General features: G+C 46.4%; 18 protein-coding genes. 9 read left to right on the top strand and 9 right to left on the bottom strand.

Going from position 1 to position 19,166, the window contains the following annotated elements:
- Nucleotides 1-150 precede the first annotated feature (150 nt).
- Nucleotides 151-621, top strand: coding sequence for a hypothetical protein (locus COW20_00505; GenBank protein ID PIW50987.1), 471 nt, complete (start codon nt 151-153; stop codon nt 619-621).
- Here the strand turns inward: COW20_00505 and COW20_00500 are convergent.
- The 5 genes from COW20_00500 to COW20_00480 form a co-directional block, all read right to left on the bottom strand.
- Nucleotides 618-1,520: a fumarylacetoacetase gene (locus tag COW20_00500; GenBank protein ID PIW50986.1), complete on the bottom strand. Its 903-nt coding sequence runs from the start codon at nt 1,518-1,520 to the stop codon at nt 618-620. The two genes, COW20_00505 and COW20_00500, sit on opposite strands and share 4 nt — an antisense overlap.
- A complete protein-coding gene (hutU, locus tag COW20_00495; protein PIW51051.1) occupies nt 1,517-3,226 on the bottom strand; it encodes a urocanate hydratase in 1,710 nt (569 codons plus the stop codon). Before hutU ends, COW20_00500 begins: the two co-directional genes overlap by 4 nt.
- Before the next feature lie 92 nt (nt 3,227-3,318).
- On the bottom strand, nt 3,319-4,269 hold the full coding sequence (locus tag COW20_00490; protein ID PIW50985.1) for a hypothetical protein: 951 nt from the start codon (nt 4,267-4,269) through the stop codon (nt 3,319-3,321).
- A gap of 53 nt (nt 4,270-4,322) precedes the next feature.
- Nucleotides 4,323-4,895 carry a hypothetical protein gene (locus COW20_00485; GenBank protein PIW50984.1) on the bottom strand — a complete coding sequence of 191 codons (573 nt, stop codon included), beginning with the start codon at nt 4,893-4,895 and terminating at the stop codon, nt 4,323-4,325.
- A gap of 3 nt (nt 4,896-4,898) precedes the next feature.
- On the bottom strand, nt 4,899-5,822 hold the full coding sequence (locus COW20_00480) for a hypothetical protein (GenBank protein ID PIW50983.1): 924 nt from the start codon (nt 5,820-5,822) through the stop codon (nt 4,899-4,901).
- Between the two features lie 112 nt (nt 5,823-5,934).
- Between COW20_00480 and COW20_00475 the strand changes: the two genes are divergently transcribed.
- The 3 genes from COW20_00475 to COW20_00465 all read left to right on the top strand — a co-directional run bounded on the left by COW20_00475 (nt 5,935) and on the right by COW20_00465 (nt 8,335).
- On the top strand, nt 5,935-6,759 hold the full coding sequence (locus tag COW20_00475) for a phosphoesterase (protein PIW50982.1): 825 nt from the start codon (nt 5,935-5,937) through the stop codon (nt 6,757-6,759).
- On the top strand, nt 6,756-7,634 hold the full coding sequence (locus COW20_00470; protein PIW50981.1) for an aldo/keto reductase: 879 nt from the start codon (nt 6,756-6,758) through the stop codon (nt 7,632-7,634). The genes COW20_00475 and COW20_00470 overlap by 4 nt, the downstream gene beginning before the upstream one ends.
- A 77-nt stretch (nt 7,635-7,711) precedes the next feature.
- Nucleotides 7,712-8,335, top strand: a complete 624-nt coding sequence (locus tag COW20_00465; GenBank protein PIW50980.1) for a hypothetical protein — start codon at nt 7,712-7,714, stop codon at nt 8,333-8,335.
- On the opposite strand, the gene COW20_00460 is transcribed toward COW20_00465, so the two are convergent.
- The 3 genes from COW20_00460 to COW20_00450 are packed head-to-tail and all read right to left on the bottom strand — an operon-like array spanning nt 8,332 to nt 11,184.
- Nucleotides 8,332-8,775 (bottom strand): tRNA-specific adenosine deaminase, encoded by a 444-nt coding sequence (locus COW20_00460; GenBank protein PIW50979.1) that lies wholly within the window; start codon nt 8,773-8,775, stop codon nt 8,332-8,334. The genes COW20_00465 and COW20_00460 overlap by 4 nt on opposite strands.
- Complete coding sequence (locus tag COW20_00455; GenBank protein PIW50978.1) at nt 8,775-9,212, bottom strand: hypothetical protein; 438 nt, start codon at nt 9,210-9,212, stop codon at nt 8,775-8,777. Before COW20_00455 ends, COW20_00460 begins: the two co-directional genes overlap by 1 nt.
- Nucleotides 9,139-11,184 (bottom strand): hypothetical protein, encoded by a 2,046-nt coding sequence (locus tag COW20_00450; GenBank protein PIW50977.1) that lies wholly within the window; start codon nt 11,182-11,184, stop codon nt 9,139-9,141. The genes COW20_00455 and COW20_00450 overlap by 74 nt, the downstream gene beginning before the upstream one ends.
- A 112-nt stretch (nt 11,185-11,296) precedes the next feature.
- Here COW20_00450 and COW20_00445 point away from each other — a divergent pair, with 112 nt between their 5' ends.
- The 5 genes from COW20_00445 to COW20_00425 all read left to right on the top strand — a co-directional run bounded on the left by COW20_00445 (nt 11,297) and on the right by COW20_00425 (nt 18,924).
- The gene (locus tag COW20_00445) at nt 11,297-11,770 is read left to right on the top strand and encodes a hypothetical protein (GenBank protein ID PIW50976.1); all 474 of its coding nucleotides are present in this window, start codon (nt 11,297-11,299) and stop codon (nt 11,768-11,770) included.
- Nucleotides 11,679-12,647: an esterase gene (locus COW20_00440; protein PIW50975.1), complete on the top strand. Its 969-nt coding sequence runs from the start codon at nt 11,679-11,681 to the stop codon at nt 12,645-12,647. The genes COW20_00445 and COW20_00440 overlap by 92 nt, the downstream gene beginning before the upstream one ends.
- A gap of 124 nt (nt 12,648-12,771) precedes the next feature.
- Nucleotides 12,772-13,113 carry a hypothetical protein gene (locus COW20_00435; protein ID PIW50974.1) on the top strand — a complete coding sequence of 114 codons (342 nt, stop codon included), beginning with the start codon at nt 12,772-12,774 and terminating at the stop codon, nt 13,111-13,113.
- A gap of 7 nt (nt 13,114-13,120) precedes the next feature.
- Nucleotides 13,121-17,290 (top strand): hypothetical protein, encoded by a 4,170-nt coding sequence (locus COW20_00430; GenBank protein ID PIW50973.1) that lies wholly within the window; start codon nt 13,121-13,123, stop codon nt 17,288-17,290.
- A gap of 176 nt (nt 17,291-17,466) precedes the next feature.
- A complete protein-coding gene (locus COW20_00425) occupies nt 17,467-18,924 on the top strand; it encodes a hypothetical protein (protein PIW50972.1) in 1,458 nt (485 codons plus the stop codon).
- 115 nt (nt 18,925-19,039) lie between these two features.
- On the opposite strand, the gene COW20_00420 is transcribed toward COW20_00425, so the two are convergent.
- Nucleotides 19,040-19,166 (bottom strand): IS200/IS605 family transposase (locus COW20_00420; protein PIW50971.1); only part of this gene is annotated, 127 nt, incomplete at its 5' end.

Here is a 19,166-nt window from a genome sequence, read left to right as displayed (position 1 = left end):
TCAACCAGCCCAGCGATGGGAAAAATTAAACAATTGAAGCGAAGTTCACATGCTAGAATGAAGCATTCACTACCGAAATATTGAAAAAAGGGGCATGAAGCCCCCTTGTCTTCAATCAATCATTTTTGGATCTAAACGAGGAATTCTCATATGAGCTTAATCGAAAAACTGAAATCTTGGGAAGGTCGCTATCTCGGTCAGGGAATCTCCCATGATGGCGAAGGCTTTCAAGCTGAATTAAAACTTGAATCGCTGCGCGATTGCAAAGGGATCAAACTGGATTATACTGCGAGCCGAGAAGCACAGCTGCTGCACCATGAGCACGCTTTTCTGGCCCACGATTCCAGTGGTACCATCTGCCTTTGGGCCTTGAGTTCAAATACTGAGGGTTTGCTCTGCCATGCTCTGATTGCAGAAGAATTTAATGCCTTGGGGGATCATCTGTGTAAATTTGAATTTGGCGATACGCAGACTACAGAAGGTTTTCGTGAAAATATTCTGCTAACGCTGCATAAAAGTGGAGCACTCAGTTATTCACACAATTGGGGGCTACCAGGCGAAGCACTCAAAGATAATTCACATGCAAAACTTTTTCCCAGTCGGGTCAGTGAATCGGTTTAAAACACCCGATTTGCAAGGGTTCCAATCTTTTCAATCTCCAGCTCAACCCAATCACCGGGCTGGAGAAACTTGCCCAATTCCAATCCACAGCCAGTACCCACCGTACCCGAACCGAGCAGGTCACCCGGATAAAGCGTAACCCCTTCCGAGGCGAAGGCGATCATCTCTTCAAAGCGATAATAGGAACTGCCTGAATTTCCGCGAGACCATTCTTCACCATTCACCCTTGCCACCATGGTTAAATCACGGGGGTCTCCGATTTCATCAGGTGTTACCAACCAGGGCCCCAAGCTGCTGGCAAAATCTTTCCCCTTTGCTGGTCCCAAACCCACTTTCATGACTTCGGCCTGAATGGCGCGCGCACTCCAGTCATTCAGAATGGTATAGCCTGCAATATATTCATGCGCAGATTCCCGTGGGATATCCCTGCCTTCTTTGCCGATGATGATCGCCAATTCCAACTCATAATCGCGTTTTGTTTCGGCCTTCGGGAAAAAGACATCCACCCCATGGCCCACAAGTGCACGGGGATTGCCATTATAATAGACAGGATACTGATACCATTCAGGCACAACCTCTAGACCTCGTTTTGCACGGCAGGTTGCCACATGCTGTTCAAAAGTATAGAAATCCAACATCGCCCCCGGAAACAGTACGGGCGGACAAAGTGAAACATTTTCAAGTGCAAGCGCTAAAAAAGAATCCTGGCTTTCTATCCAATCTGCCAAGTGCTGGGTCTGAACCAGCCCAGGATCTTGACGCAAAACCTGTAAAACCTGATCGGGCAAAGCTTGAGTCAAGAATTGCTGAGAAGCGGCAGCAAGATCTACAACCCCATGGCGGGTTAAAAGACCCGCGCGAGGCAAGGATTTTTTAACCTGAAAACTGAGAAGTTTCATTTTTCCCACATGGGGATACGCACCCCGTGACGGTGGGCAGCGTCACAGGCTTCTTCATAGCCTGCATCCACATGGCGAATAATGCCCATGCCTGGATCAGAGGTCAAAACACGTTCCAAACGCACATCGGCTTCTTTGCTGCCATCGGCTACGATCACCATGCCAGCATGTTGAGAATAGCCAATGCCAACGCCTCCTCCATGGTGGATTGAAACCCAAGAAGCGCCGCCCACAGCATTGATCATGGCATTCAAAAACACCCAATCTGAGACAGCATCACTGCCATCCAACATGGATTCGGTTTCTCGGTTGGGCGAAGCGACAGAGCCGCAGTCCAAATGGTCACGGCCAATCACGATCGGCGCAGACACTTCTCCACTGGCCACCAAATCATTGATACGTCGCCCCAAACGGGCCCTTTCTCCGTAACCCAACCAACAGATGCGAGCAGGCAGGCCCTGAAAAGCCACCTGCTCCTGTGCCATTTGGATCCAGTTCATTAAGCCAGGATCATCACTGAACTCGTCAAGAATTAACTGGTCAATGCGGTAAATATCTTCAGCTTTCCCAGACAGGGCAGCCCAGCGAAAAGGCCCTTTGCCATCACAAAAAAGCTGGCGAATATAGGCCGGTACAAAGCCTGGAAAAGCAAAAGCCCGCTCGAAGCCCCTGTTAAAGGCCTGTTGGCGAATATTATTGCCATAATCAAAGACCACAGAGCCTCTGCTCTGAAGGGTCACCATGGCCTCAACATGCCGGACCATCGAATGCAGAGAGAGTTGAATATAACGGTCAGGATCTGCTTTGCGTAAATGTTCTGCATCACTGAGACTGTATTCAGCAGGCACATAGCCATTGAGAGGATCATGGGCACTGGTTTGATCGGTAACGATATCCGGTACAATGCCCTGATTCACCAATTCTGGTAAAACCTCTGCCGCATTGCCAACCAGTCCAATCGAACGGGCCCAACCATTGCGCTTGGCTTCTAAGGCATGGTCAATGGCGGTATTGACATCTTCATACCATTGATCCAAATAGCGGGTTTCAATCCGTCGTTCAATCCGCGAGCGATCTACTTCAACGCAGAGCGCAACGCCCCCATTCATTTTAATCGCGAGTGGCTGCGCGCCCCCCATGCCTCCCAGACCTGCTGTAACACACAAACGCCCTTCCAGGCTGCCTTTGAAATGTTTTTCAGCAACAGCTCGAAATGTTTCATAGGTTCCTTGCAAAATGCCTTGGGTACCGATATAGATCCAGCTTCCCGCCGTCATCTGACCATACATCATCAGACCCAGGGCTTCCAATTCACGAAATTTTTCCCAGGTTGCCCAATGGGGCACCAGATTGGAGTTGGCGATTAAAACGCGCGGCGCATCAGGATGCGATTTAAATACCCCGACAGGTTTACCGGATTGAACCAGGAGGGTTTCATCATTTTCAAGTGTCAGCAGGGTTTTAACAATTTGCCGCAAAGCCTCCCAATTTCGGGCTGCTTTTCCGCTTCCGCCGTAAACAACTAAACTTTCTGGGTGTTCAGCTACTTCAGAATCCAAATTGTTTAAAAGCATGCGCAGGGCGGCTTCCTGAATCCAACCTTTACAATTCAGATGGGTACCATGGGGAGCCCGAAGGGCAACAGGAGCCTGCCCTTCCAATAAAGCTTCAAGTCCACTCAGGGTCAGTTCATTCGAAACAGTCATTTGGCCCATGGTTTTTCTCCTTACAGATCTCAGCAATTCATATCTGTCTTTATTATACCAGCGAAACAGGCCTGTTCTGCCCTGAGTCGGCTTTAACTCAGAGCAAAACCTTCAGTGGAAAGAGAAAGCTCAAATTGCCCCTGAAAAGGAGAGAAACTATTCAATAAAATTTGAAGACCCACTTCAGGAGGCGCATTGAGCAGAGCTTCTACATCAAAGGGGTAATCTTGATAATAGGTGGGTCTGGGCAAATCTAAAAAAGAACGTTTGTAAAATGCACTCAGGTTTTCAGGGTCTTTAATTGCAAATCGGGCATCAATTAAAATAACATCCATATAGTGCATATGCGCCAGAAGATAGCCATGGCGATTTGCCAATTTTGCAAGTTTGGTTAAACTCATGCCAAAAAACCGGCTGCTTAAGTCCAAACTGAAATCAGGTCGGTATTTCACCGTAAACTCAATCGGGGGGGGGATCACTTCATTGACTTCAGCACAGATCACCGTTGGGTGATACCTATCTAAAAGTGCTTCCAAAACAAAATAATCATAGCTATCAATATCGAGGCTTAAAAAATCAAACTCGATCGGGATCTCTGCAGAAGCCAAATGAGCAAGAATATTTTTCGGGCTGACTTTGGCTCTGGAAACCTGTACAGCAGGATAATCACGACAAATTTCAGCCAAAGTTGTAAAACGGCAGGGGTCACATTCAAGCATCAGCCCTGACCAGCCCGCACACATCAAGGGATAGGTATTGGAATAGTTCAAACCATCATAAGCACCGATATCTACAAAACACCCCAAGGAGATACCCAGTTGACTGAAAATTTCAGACAATTTCTCCAAATTTGAAGAAGGGATGGCTTGTCTGGGCAAAGTAGAATCAAAAATAAGTTCTTTAACTTGAGAAGAATGTAAACAATATTGAGTACTTTCATTGCAAATCACCATGATATTTTCAGCGTGCGGCAGCACAACCGTTCTATCGGGTGATGGCACTGAAAAGAAGTAAATACCATTATTTTCTGAAATCAGCGTCATAATTATGTACTTTTTTTGCAATAATGAGACAGAAACGAGATATATTCATCATATCAATTTTTTAAATTATAACAAACAGTAAGATCCCACAAAAGAGTCCAGCGCTGCACTTTTTTTTGAAAGGCCTGGGTATCAGGACAAGCAGGGTTGGGTCGGGCAATTCCCTGCCACAGATCTTCTAATCCCCAGGGAGCAATGACTTCAAGCTCTTCTCCCACGAGCTTGACTGCAATCGCATGGCAAGTCGCTGGCCACAATAACATGGCCTGGGTAATCGACGTGAGGGGTTCTATTGCGATATGAAAGCGCTCGGGATACCACAAATGTACCCGTGACTGGTTGCGTATCTCAATTTCAAGATTTGGCCAGAGCCTGCGCCCGTGCTGAATCAGTCGATCCTCAGCTTCCCATGAGAGATCGCCGGGATCGCAATAAATCAGATCGTAATCACGAATCCCCCGATCTGCAGGAAACTTCGCTTGAAGATTCCAAACCGTTTCCATAATGCTGCCTGCCGCAAGCCAAGCATTACACGGCAATTCAGGCAGAGTCTTAAGAATATGCCAGAGCTGTTTATTTTGTCTTAAATAGTCCAATAAAGCTTGATTTTCATCGCATAAAGCCATGTTTTAATCTTCTTCTTGTTCATTGAAATCCTCTTCAGAAACAACTTCACCGTTGATGATCGTTTCAACACGTCGTGTCATCACTTCGCCACCCGGCAAAATATCTGCATAGGCACGGGTTGAAAAAAGCATCCCTGAATAGTTTTCGCTGGTAATCACTGCCTCACTGGGCCCCGTAAACTCCCAAATATCTTTGCGTCTCAATTCATCTCCCCAAAATATGTCTTGCCAGCGCTTTCGACCATCGGGGCCAAAGAATTCAACCGTATGCTGATGTTCCGAAAGCCAGGAGGTGACTTTACGTGAGCCATCGATCAAATCTTCAATTTCCTGATGGGGTTCAAATTCAGAGAGTTCCTCTTCAGTCGCATAGCGATCTACCTTCTGATTGATGCTCAGCCGAATTTGCTCAACACTTTCATAATCTTCAAGCAGGATCTCATCCTCATCCAAGAAATACGCCCCTTTTTCAAAACACTGTTTGAGAGTGAGCAGCATTTTCTCAAGATTTTCATACCAGCATGGGGCCAAGCTTTCACTGTCCAGGGACATGAAAATGGGAGAAGGTTGAAGTTCGCTTTCACAATCCAAAACAAAATAGTCCCCTTGAAAACCAAAAACAGGAAACCAGCTCGCTTTCCATAAACGCCCTTCTTCTTCTGAGGTTTCAAGTGCCAATTGATATTCTTCAATCGCTTCTTCCAGAGGATAGAAAGTATAGCCCCCAAAAAAGGGCCGGTTATTGGATTGTCCATTGTGCCATTGATAGAGTTCGATTAATTCTTCAGGCAAGCTGAAAGGCAGTTCCGAGCTGAGTTTCTGTATTTGTTCAAGCGTCAAAGGTGCTTGAAGTGCCTTCACAGATAGGGGGTGGTGTTCGCGGTGCCACTCTGCAATCACTTCCAGATAATGCGGGATCTGTGACATTTTTCTCCTCCAGAATTTTAGACTCAGATATTGTAACCCGACTCCCTTGGGCCGATCTGTATCTTGAGCAGAAACAAGCTATAATACCTGCATTCTTTGCGGAGGAAATGACATGTCGCGTTATGTTCTTTACCATGCCAATTGCCCTGACGGTTTCGGAGCCGCATGGGCAGCCTGGAAAAAATTTTCAGAGACGGCTATTTATATCCCCATGCGCCATGGTGCAACACTTCCAGAAATACCTTCGGGCTCAGAAGTCTATATTCTGGATTTCTCCTTTGATCGTGAAACATTGCTAGAATTATCCCAACGCTCTAAATTAAAGGTTCTTGATCATCACAAAACTGCACTGGCAGAATTAAAAGATCTGGATTTTGCTGAATTCGATATGCATCGTTCTGGTGCAGTGATGACCTGGCAATATTTTTTTCCTGAGGAACCCATTCCTGAACTCCTCAAGTATATTCAAGATCAGGATTTGTGGACCTGGTCGCTTCCAGATGCCCATGAAATTACCACAGCCTTGAGTATCTATCCAATGGAGTTCGAAGTCTGGAACAGCTTGGAAGTAGACACCTTACGCGAAGAAGGTAAAATTACCCTGCGCTATAAGCACCAATTGATTGAAAATCTGGGGCAAAGAGTCGATTGGTTTGAAATTTTAGGCCATGAGGTTCCCGGTGTCAATACGCCACTCTTTGCTTCTGAATTGGGCAACAACTTGTGTTTGCGTTTTCCAGAAGCCCCTTTTGCCATGTCTTTTTCAGATCAAAAGGGATTGCGAAAATTCAGTCTGCGTTCCATTGGCGAATTTGATGTCAGCGCCATCTGCCGTGAATTTGGCGGAGGAGGACATCGGAATGCTTCAGGCTTTGCCTTGCCCCTTGAACAATTGAATACCCATATCAAGCGAATTGAAAAAGAAACCAAGTCATGATCAAACGTGCCTTTGGAAACTCAGGTCTGCAGGTTTCTGCGCTTGGATTTGGCGCAGGCCATATTGGGGGCAATGAACTCAGTGATCGTGAAGCTGAAGCCTTATTGAACCATGTGCTGGATTCTGGTATTAACCTGATCGACACAGCACGGGGATATGGAGCCTCTGAAACACGGATTGGCAAATTCCTTCAACACAAACGCTCTGACCTGATTCTATCGACAAAAATTGGCTATGGCATTGAAGGCATTCCAGACTGGACAGCCGCCTGTATTGAAGCTGGCATTGATGAGGCGCTCAAAAACCTAAAGACCGATTGGCTGGATATCGTTCACCTGCATTCTTGTCCTATCGGAACCTTAGAATACGGAGAAGTGATCGCCGCGCTTGCAAAGGCCAAACAGGCTGGAAAAGTACGGCTCATGGCTTATTCCGGTGAAAACCAAGCCTTGGAGTGGGCGATACACGCTGGCGTCTTTGACAGTATTCAATGCTCCGTCAATATCTGCGACCGCTACAGTCTTCAGCATCTGTTACCCATTGCAAAAGCCAAAGGCCTGGGCGTGATTGCCAAGCGTCCTTTGGCCAACGCCTTCTGGCGATTTCAAACACGCCCATACGGGGACTATTGCGAAAATTATTGGCTACGCTGGCAAGCCATGGGCATGAAACCTGAGCAAATCACGACTGATCAGGCCTTGCGTTTTACGGCTTTTGCAGACGGTGTGGACACGTGTATCGCTGGCACCCGCCAGATCAAAAATTTAAGCGAACTCAGCCAAGCGCTTGAAAAAGGCCCCTTGCCCGCTGATCTTCTGTCTGGGTGGGCTCAAAGCTATAAGGCGCACGGAAATCATTGGGTTGGAGAAGTTTGAACAAAAACAAGCTTTAGAAACGGTTTTGCAAAAAGTATAAAAATTTCAGAAGACTATTATAACTACAGGAATCTTATATGTCTGAAAAGCAATGTCCAATTTGTAATCGCGTGGTTGTGGTAAAATCTGACCAATCCCTAACCTGCATGTTTTGTGGTTGGAAAAGTGCGGGTAAAACGCCAGATGCGAAATTAAAAGGGAGTCCTTCTGCCTCCCAGGAAGAGGTCGTTCGTATCGCGACCAGCCCTGAGGAAATTGCAAAAAAAGCCCTGGAGTCTGAAAACTCCAAACAAATGATTATCTATTCAGGTATTGGCGCCATCCTCTTGCTAATGATTGTGGGCTGGCAAATGACGCGTCCGCCTGCGCACAAACCCGAAAGAACCTCCCCGCTTCAATCTTCAGCACCACTTGAGCAGGCAGCACCCGCCTCCTTCCCGAGTCCGGCAGCGACCATCGCCAGCAATCCCCCCACAGAAACAACCAGTCCAAACACGGCGACCCCATCCCCTGAAAGCACAGTCTCTCCTACCCCCATCGAATCTGCAGATTCAAGCGCTGGCGAAGAAGCGACGGCCTCCCCCTCTTCAGAAGCCAGTCCAGAGAGTGAAACGCTTGAAAATAACACAGAAAGTGAGGCTTCGCCGTCTCCAGAAACTCCACTCTCAGATCCGCCCCCCGCAGAGTCAAGCGCGCCTTAGCGACAGGCCTTAAAAAAGGAACTGAGCAAGCTTTGAGACTGAGACTCCAAAACACCGCCAATGATTTCAAGGTTTTGGCTGGGATAGAGATGGCTTAAATCGGCTACGCTACCGCAGGCTCCCCATTTCAAATTTGCTGCCCCAAAGACCAGGCGACCCAAATGGGTATGCAGAATGGCCCCCATGCACATCGGACAGGGTTCCAGCGTGACATAGAGGGTCGCCATACGCCATTCTTCCTGGGATAAATGCCCCATCGCCATTTCAAGCACCTTCATTTCAGCGTGTTTGAGCGGGAAATCACTGTGGCCAGATAGATTATGGCCTTTGAAGAGACATTTTTCCTGAAAAACCAAAACAGCCCCCACAGGGACATGGCCCTGTGAAGAAGCGCTCTCAGCTTCGGTCAAAGCCAATTGCATCCAATCCTGTAAAGACACTATTTTTTGCCGTGTTTTTCTTTCAAAAAGCTAAAGGAAGCATTGATCATCGACATCACACGGGTGGCCGTCTCACGGTCTTCGGCACTCTGATAGCGATCGGGATGGTATTTTCTTACCAATTTTTTATAGGCCTTTTCAATTTCTTCCCAAGAGGCCTGAGAATTGATCTCCAAGACCTTATACGGATCGTAGCCCTGGTTTTCAGAATAGCTTGAGCTTTGCTGATTTTGACGTTGCTCACGACCCTGAGAGTATTGATGTCCCTGACCGTATTGACGTTGATACTCCCGATCAAAGGCTTCACGGTAGCGATCATGGCCGGGTTGATGATCAAACCAGGCTTTGAATTCTTCAGTCAGCTCACGGTCCGGTTGACTCAAGTGTGAAATTTCGGCTTTCGCCAAGTTGACGAGTCGCTTGAAAATGTCTCCCATCGGAGGGTTTGCTCTCTTTCGGTTGTGTCAAAACAGTATAGGCGAATTCACGGTATGCGGACAATGGGGGCCCCCCGATCTGCGTCTGAAGCAGAGATAAGACCTGCTGAACCTGAGGTTGTACTGCACTTTCACGCGGAGAAATAGCATCCTGACGCAAAGGCTGAATACTTTCTATTTTCAGATTCATATCCATTAAATTTTTTTCTAACTGTTCTGGAGTCAAAAATGTATACATATCAAAGGGTTTAAAACCCCAGAGTTCATTGTCCCAGGCTCCCGCCAAAAGTCGCATAATCACAGATTCATGGCGCGGATTATAGATAAAGATCAAAAGTCTTCCCCCTGGAGCCAAACAGCTGTTCAAACGGCTTAACAAAAGCGCAGGCTTTTGCGCCATCTGTTCAAGTGCAAAATTACAGATGATTAAATCATAGGACTGGCTTTGAACCGCCTCAAACGGTTCCCAAGGTTTGAGGCGTGTGACCTGTAAGTCCAAATCCAAGTCTTCAAGAACTGTACTCGCAGACATACGCGTAAAACCAGAGACTTCAAGCACGCTTTGACCTTGTTTCAATTGACGCAGATGCTCCAGATAGACGGGCTCCTGAAAACCCACAAGACGCTTCTCGTGATCTTCCATGCTGATGCCTAAATTATTGCGATCCATCAGGCTACAAAAATGTGTATAGGCCTCTTTAAATGTCTCCAGCGAATAGTTTTCGTTAAAAAAGAGATAATCCCGTTTGTCCATATCCAAGTAATTAAAGGGTCGCCAATCCTCCATTTGATCGTGAACAATCCCTCTTTCGACAGCCTCTTTCCAGAACTTGGTACCTGGAAAAGGCGTCAAGCGAAAGACCCCAGCCATTGAAAGGGGGGGATAGTTATCGCGAATAAACCAATAGGCCTCTTGCAATTCTGAATGGGTCTCAGTTGGTGTGCCGATTATAAAATAGCCCCCCATCCGAATGCCATGACGGGCACAGATATCGATCGCACGTCGATTATCCGAAACTTTATTGCGCGGGCCTTTCAGGTATTCAAGCTGACGCTGAACGCCAGATTCCAAACCAAAGGTGACAATTGAGACATTCATATCGCGCATCAGCATCGCCATATCATCGTTGAAGACACTGGCCTTGGCCATACAGACAAACGAAACCTTTTTATGGAGTTTCGCAGATCGAATACCTTGGGTTAATTCATAGAGCCTTTTTTTGCTCAAGGCAAAGAGGTCATCATGAATCGAAACGCTTTCCTGGCCTGGATTGTAGCGCAGAATATCTTCAATTTCAGTCACCACCCGATCCACCGAGTGATACCTTACTTTTTGTGTTTCAAGACTGAAAATACAAAATATACATTTAAACGGACAACCGCGAGAGGTATAAATCGGTTGAGGCCAATTGATATATCCCTGCTGAGGAGGCCACCAGGTCTTCATGATGCTGCGATCCGGTGGCAAAATCTGATCCAGTTCCATCAGGGTTTCACGGGGGGGAGTCACGACTCTTTGCCCCTCTTCCCAATAGACCACCCCCTTGACCTGTTTGAGGTAGTCAGGGGTTAATCTGCCCAAGTGAGCCAATTCCAAGAGTTCCACGAAGGTCTCTTCGCCTTCGCCGACTACGCCCAAGTCAAAAATGGGGGCCAAAGTAGTCGGTAAGGCATTGATATGGGGACCGCCCAACCAAATCGGCAGGTCTTTGCCCAAATGTCGACGGATATGATGTGCAGCTTCGATCGATTGACTGTAGGTTTCTGTAAAGGCACGAATACCCACGATATCAGGTTTGGCTGCAATGATCCGATCGGGGTCGACTTCAATACTGATTTCAATTTCAGGAAACCTCGCCTTGGCCGAAGCAGAGAGATAGGCCAACCCAATCGGACCACTTGAAATATTGTGATAATGGCGATAGTCCGAAATATTTAAAAAGATAATCCGCATTCCCAGACCTCGCAGCACAGAATATACCTATCTTACCCCAGAGACGGCTTCGAGTTCCAGTTCGAATTCCACAGACAGGCAACAGGGCTGTGCTAAAATGCAGCCCAGAAACTAAGAATCAGGATATCTTATGCAGACATTGCCGCAGACAAACCCCCTCTCCCCTGAAGAACGTCTTGAAATGGCACGCCTCTGGAATGCCAACCCCGTATTGCAGGTCATGGGCGTAGAAGTCGACTTAAGTGCCGATGATGTACTTCGCGCCAAGATTGATCCGCTGAAACCTCAACACAGGGGAGGACTGGGAACACAAGCCGTTAACGGCGCCGTGATTTCGGGGCTTTTTGACCTCATGATTGGATTGGTGGGAATTGTGAACAGTCAAAAGCATCGCACAGGCACTGTTCAACTCAATATTCATTTTGTGCGCCCCTTAAAAGGAGATATTCTCTTGGCCGAGGCGCGGCTTGTCAAAGCAGGTCAATCCCTCGTATTTGCCCGAAGCGAAATCTATGATTCAGAAGGTCGGGTCTGTGCAGCCTGTGATGGCATCGCCTCCGTCGATTTTGATAAACCCACTGTTGAAAATTTTATGGCAGTTTAAATCGATGCGCGTAAAAAAGCTCAGTTTAAAAAACAAGGAATTGAATCGCATTGCCCCGTCTCGTTATCTGCGAGGAAGGATTGAAAGACGGCATATCCGATCCTGGTATCTGAATAATAGCCGTGATTTGGATATATACTTACCACCCGCCTACGATCGGGAACCGGGAAAAAGATTTCCTGTTTTGTATATGCATGACGGTAACAATTTGTTTTTTCCTGAACTGGCCTTTGGGGGCATGCCCTGGCAGGTGGATAAAATGCTCAATCGCCTCATCAGCCACCGTTTGGTTGAAGATTTAATTGTCGTGGGAGTTCACAATACCCCAGGGCGGGACAACGAGTATACCTGGACACGCATGCAAACGCGCTGGGGATCAGAAGGCGGAAATGGAGAGCGTTATGCCCATTTTCTTGTCAATGAAGCCAAACCCCTGGTGGATCACCACTACCGAACGCTCTCCGGCCCAGAAGAAACAGGCGTGATGGGCTCTTCACTGGGAGGCCTGATTTCATTCTATCTTGGGCTTTACTTTCCCCATGTCTTTCGCAAAATTGGCATGGTTTCTCCTTCATTCTGGTGGGGGCACCGCCAGGCCCTGCGCGATGCCGCTCAGATTCAGCGAGGCTTAAAACTCTGGTTGGACATGGGGACACGTGAAGGGGGCTCCCGAATTGCTGTCGCCCGAAATTACAATATTCAGAATACGCGCTTGATGAAACGAATCCTTGAAAGCAGAGGTTACCGGGAAGGTGAAGATCTTGCCTATCTCGAAGACCGAGGCGGAAAGCACAATGAGTGGTTTTGGGGACAACGTCTGCATTTGCCCTTGATCTATTTTTATGGCTCACGCAAAAGTTTGATCATGACAGCCTAGTGGTAGGATTGGCTGGCATAGCCAGCAAGAGCTGTGGCATCGCTGCTGTCCGCATCTCTAAGCTGGCATAGCCAGCAAGAGCTGTGGCACAATACGCAGTGAAAAGCTTCAGACAGAGGTAAAGATGATTGAACTTCCGCCCCAGGCTTCCATGTCAGATTACCAAAACTATATCCACCAGTTGGAAACACAACAGGGGTGGTTAGACGTGGATCTCATTCACAACTGTTTTCTTTTGGGTGAAGAAATGGGGGAATTGTTTAAGGCCATCCGCCGGTGTGAAAAGCTTTTTCTACAATCTCAAGAAAAAGCGCCCGAAATTGAGACCTGTAAAACGGAAGTCTCTGAAGAGATTGTCGATGTCTTTAACTACCTACTTGCCCTCGCCAATCGCTTGGAAATAGACCTGGAAGAAGCTTTCAGGCGCAAAAACGCCTATAACCAAGAACGTACCTGGCAGTCCTGACACGCTTATGGATGGGCTACTGCTGCTTCTGAATTTATTGACAGGCGGCTTGGTTGGCTATATCACCAATACCTTGGCAATCAAAATGCTCTTCAAGCAATACCCCTTAATCGGCGGGGGAGAAGTTGTCAAAGATCGTGAACACCTTGAAGATGCCATGAGCGATCTGGTTGAAGAACGGCTGATTACCCCTGAAACTCTGCTTGAAGAATTTGACAGCGAAGCATTCAAGCTCTCCTTCGAAAAACTGATCCGCTTGATTGTTGAAGAAAAACTGCGCGAAAAAATAGCTAAATTTGACACCCTCCATGATATCAGCGGTTATGGACAAACCCTTTCAAATTTACGCAAATTTTTGGTTGAAAATCGCGATACCATCCTTTCTTCAGCATTGAATTCACTTTTTGATCATCTGCAGGTAGGAGAATTACTCAGTCAGGCGCAATTACGCCATCTCTTAAGCCAACTCTTTGAAAGTTTTGCTCAAGTTCTGGAAAAACAATGGGAACCCCTCTTGGAAAGCCTAATGGAAGAACTTGAACAAAAACCACTTGAAGAAATCCTCTCCTCAGATCTTGCCCAGCAGTTATTGGATCAGTTGCTGAAAGGACTTCACACAAATTTTAATTATTTGGGGGCTTCCTGGTGGGAAAAACAAATGAATACCCTCTATCGAGAACTGAATATTCCCCAGCTCTGGGAAGTTCTCGAAAGCCAACTGCGTGAACGCAGCCTTGCTGACCTCCTGGGCAAAGACTCCCAAAGAGAGAGCTTTCAGCAATTGGTTACCCGCATAGAGAGTTTTCTCAGTTCAGCGACAGGCCAACAATTAATTGCTGAACTTCTCAAGCATTTGGTCGCTGTCTTAAAAGAAGTAGAGCGACCTTTGGCAAGCTTATTAACTCCGAGGCTCGAAGAGTGGCTTTTGGGCTTGATTGAACAGTATCTGCCCGCTTTACTTGACCATATAGAAGGTTGGATGAATCAAAACCATCAAGAACTGAATCAATTGATTCAAGCCTCCATTGACGAACATTTACGCCAGGAAAGTCTGGTTAAACACCTCACTGCCACCGTCTTTTCAGAACAATTGACTGAGCGCTATAAAATTGTAGAAAACGTGATTCAGGAAATTCGCCGTATCGCCAATCAATCCAAGGCGGGCATGGCCTCTCTTGCCACTCGTTTTCTCGAAAACACGCGCGTATGCGATTTGGCCCAGACAGTGGACACCCATTGGCTGGACTATGAAGCCCTGACCCAGTCGCTTATTCGTATTCTCAACTATTACCTGCCCCGTGTAGATGCAAAACTGCTTGAACCCTGGCTGAATCGCCCCTTGGAGAGCTTGCCTGGTCTCTCACAGCTTCACTTGGCTGAACTGGCAAATGAACAGCTCTACCCTTATTTTCGCAAACAATTGATTCAACGCATTTTTTTAAATCCACAACTTGAAAATTGGCTTAAAAAGGCCAGTGAGAACTGGATTTCAAATAATAAACAACGCTCTTTGGCTGTCTGGCTGCCCAAACCCCGCTTAGAAGCATTGGCACCTTGGCTGCAAAAATGGTTGCATTCAGATGCCATTCGCAAATTCGTCATGGATCGGCTGGGCCATTTACTCTCTCAAACCTTGGCTTCAAAACCCATCTCAGAAGTCATTCCTGCAGCCATTCACGACACACTTTGGAGTAAATTACAAACCGTCTTTTTAAGAAAACTTGATGATTTCCTGCTGGTTTTACAACGAGAAAAAGTGGATACGCTGTATTCCCACTTGGCTAAAATCTATCTCGACCTAACGAACTATGAAGCCTTTGCCACGCGCACCCGTGAAACGATCGTCAAGTTTATGATCGAATTGATCCGAGATCATCGTCTCTTTCATGGCAGAATCCGAATCACCATCAAAGAAAGCTTTGCACGATTTTCTGATCGCGAACTGGAACAGGAAATGGAAGGCTTCATGGGTCAGGAACTTCAGCCCATTGCCTGGTTGGGAGCCTTTCTTGGCGCCAGTGTAGGTACAGGCATGGGACTCGGCCTCAATCTTCCTCTGCTTCACACCTATACGACCGGATTTTGGGCCCTGCTCAGTTTTCCAGTGGTCTATGCCTTGACAGGCATTGGCACCAATTGGCTGGCCATTCGCATGCTGTTCCGCCCTTATCAGGCAAAATTTTTAGGCCCTTTGCAAATTCCCTTTACACCCGCAGTCTTTATCAAAAATAAACTTGCACTGGCAGAGAGTATGGCTCGCTTTATCGATCAAAAACTTCTCGCCAAAGACAATATGGTCGAAATTCTTGAGCGCTACCATCACCGTTGGAAAGATGTGATAAAACAGGTGGTTTCGCATAATGATTATCAGGCCTGGGACAGCACATTGACCCGCTATACCCATGAAAATTATGATACACTCAGCCCTTTGGTTCTGGAGTTGGGATTCAGAGAATTACATGCCAACAGCCAGGAAATCGCCTCCTATTTGGTTGAAGAGGCACGTGCCGTTGAATTGGAACCCGAAGACTTTCAGCATTTACGCGCAGAATTTTTAGGCCAGGTTCAAGAGAGCCAGTATCCTTTGTCCAATTGGCTAAAACGGGCTTTGGAAAGACTTTTGGTCTCTGAAAACAGCCTGGTTAATCACTTCTCAGGAGATTTCTTAACTTTAATTCGGCAAGGACTTCAGAATCAGATCCATACCTGGCTGACGAAAACAGGCCAAGAACTGAAGCAAGTCTCACACTTTCGCAGCCAATTTTTAAGCTATGGTCAGCACTGGGATCGTTTTCTCAACACACGACTTGCAAGTCTAACCCCTGCAGATACCCTGCCTCAAGAAACACTCTTAAGTTGGGGGTTGAACACCCTGGCTACCAGTTCTTGGCAAGATAACCTGCTGATCGGACTTGAAAATTGGCTGAAACAAGGATTGCGCTCACACTCCAGTGTTGGCGAAATCTTTGATGGCAGCCTATTGAAATGGGTTTACCAGGAATCTGACTTTTTTATGGACATTTTTTCGGGTTATTTACTCGAAATGATGCGCAATCATAAAAGTAAAATTGTCAAAGCAGTGGTTTCAGATATTCAGCGCCAAGGCGTTTTAGAGGTCATGCTTGTCAATTTTGGGGGGGTGCGCAATGATGTCAAAAAGGTAGTCGATGTCTTAATCGAACAGAAACTGGGCGGATTTCTGGACTCAAAAAGCAGTGAATTAAAGGCCGTCTTAAAAACCTATATTCGGGAAGATATTGCAGCCATCCCTTTATCAGATTTGGGTTTAGAAGATGATGTCTTCCATGCCGAATCACTCAGACAGATGATCAAAACAAAAATTCTCGAACATCCTCAAACTTTGCCTGTATTAAGTCAGTTTACAGGCGCACTGCTCAGTGAACTGCTTCAGACCTTGAGTTTCAAAGAAGTCTTGGAATTGGTGCAAATAGATTCGCTTGAAGACCTCTACCAACGCTTTGCCCTGGAGTTTGAAGCAGCCCAAAATCACTTCATTCCTCAGCTCTCCCATCCAAAATTGAGCGCAAACTTGAGTGAGGCCGGTTGGAAAATGATCCAAATTCAAGTCCTAGAGCGTTATCCAGGTGAATTTTTTGCTGGCATTCATCCGCTTCCTCTCAAAGAACACATTCAAGACTGGGTGGAAATGATTTACCAGGGCCGGGCCTTTCGCAAAATATATCTCAATTTATTGGACCATTTTCTCGAACCTCTGGGAGAAGGCGATATCACGGGACTGATCGACTATCGCGTACTCGAAACGGATGTTTCTGAAGCCATTCAAACCCTCTCTTTACAAACGCCAGCGGGCTTGGCACGCAGTGCGCCCTTTCAAAAATCTATCCGGGAATCCTTGAAAAACTTAACCCTCCATTTTATTGGTTTATTGAATCAAACCATTGAAAAAGAAACCAAAGAAGACGTCGAAGACCTGATGGTGGATAGTCTGATTGACGGGCTGAGACAGCACAACCGTGAGGTACTTGAACCGATTGATTTTGCTGGAATAGTGCGCAGAGAAGTCTTGGCCATGAATCCTGCCAGAATTGAATCACTGTTTGAGTTTGCCCAACCCATCTTTAATGCACTTACCTGGTACGGGGCATTGGGTGGGATTTTTGGTCTAATCGTCGCAGCACTTGCATTTTTAGGCTAGTTCATTTGAAGAAAATTTAAACTTTGTAAAAAAATTGTCATCAAATTTTAATCTCTACAAAATATGATTTCCATAAACATTGCTTATAATAAGAAAATCAAGGGAAATAGTAAATCAGACACTTAAGCTAAAGTTTGTGGGCTCTGCTGAAGAAGTCGTGTAAAGAGGGTAGGGTCATGAACGTTTATTCACCGGAGAGATCAAGCCAGTTACAGCAGGGCATGACCTTTGCTGAGCGCTATGTTTTACTGAATCAGGTTGGCCAAGGCGGTATGGCTACCATTTTTCAAGCCTTGGATCTTCATACCAATCAAAAAGTTGCCGTCAAACATCTCAATCTTCCCGGTCATCTCAGCGATGAAGAAATTCAGACCCGTATTGATCGTTTCGAAGCAGAAGCCCAAATACTGGGCCTTTTGAATCATCCCCATATCATGGCGCTACAGGAATATATTGTTCAAGATAGCAACCATGTCATGGTGCTGGAGCTACTTGAAGGTCAAGAGCTTCAAACATTTGTCAAAAGCCAAAAACCCAGCACGCGTATGATGCTAAAACTGATGGATCAACTTGCAGATGCCCTGGAATATGTTCACTCCCACGGAATTATTCACTGCGATTTAAAACCTGAAAATATCATCGTTTTAAAAGATCAGAATCTCAAACTTATCGACTTTGGGATTGCACGCCTTGAAGGTGTTGAGACCCCTTCCTCGCGTGATGCTTTGGTGGGAACCCTGTCCTATATGGCGCCGGAACAGATTCAAAACAGCCGGGTCTCCAATTATCAAATCGATATTTATGCCCTGGGCGTGGTCATGTACGAGATTTTCACTGGCTCACAGCCGTTCGTTTCAGATAACCCAGGCGGAGCGATGCTGATGATTCTCAATCAGGAAGCCCCATCCCCCCATTTGATCCAACCTGCGCTGGGAGAAGATCTCAGCCAATTGATTCTTTCTTGCTTGAAGAAAAAAAGTCAGCATCGTTTTCTCAGTTGCCGCCAACTTCGACAGTTTTTAAAAGTCGTAATGGAACGCGGTTTTCCGGAAGCACAGCCCAATGGGCCTGCTCAGCGGGCCTACCTACCTCAAATTCAGCATTTTGAAAATTTCAGCCTTTTAGAGGAATTGGTCCATTTGATTTCTCACCAAAGCAATGGGCAACTCATTCTCTGGAATTCATATCAAGAGGCAACTGTCTGGTTTTCGGGGGGATATTTGATGCATGTCGATGTTAAAAACAAACCCTATGAACCCTTTCAAGGAATTTGTTCTCTCACAGCCTGGGAAAGTGGCAATTGGATGTTTTTCCAACGCACCCCTCCCCAAGCCGAAACCTTGGCTATTCCGCAGTCCAATCTTTTGATTGCTGAGTTAAGGAAATACCATCATGAGTTTATGGAGTATTGGGAATTTTATCAAGCAAATGATATCCCCGAAGTCGTAATGCGGCCTTCAGCGGCTCAAATCAGTAGAATGTCTGAAGCTGATCAATACCTGCTCGAAGTCATTGATGGAAAACTCAGCATCGGTCAAATCCATTCAATTCTCCCCATGGATCGCCTGACGGTAATGAAATCTTTTAAAAGCTTGGAAGATCGCCAATTTCTGTTTGTCGATCGTTATCGCTAAACAACCCTGCGTGAGTTGCAGGCCTGAATAGGCATCTACCAAACCATCGCATAGTGCTCCTGCCATAGCCGACAGGCTTGGCGGGGGGTGAAGTGCGATAGCGGCATTCCGCCGCTCATTCCAGCTTTTGTTGCTCAATATACTGTTTAAGCACAGACAATGGCGCACCGCCACATGTCAAGATACAGTACGAACGGCTCCAAAATACTGCCTTGGTGTAAACTTTATTTATTTCTTCCGCA

It is taken from the genome of bacterium (Candidatus Blackallbacteria) CG13_big_fil_rev_8_21_14_2_50_49_14, from assembly GCA_002783405.1.
GTDB lineage: Bacteria > Cyanobacteriota > Sericytochromatia > UBA7694 > UBA7694.
This window is presented reverse-complemented; position numbering and strand designations above follow the sequence as displayed.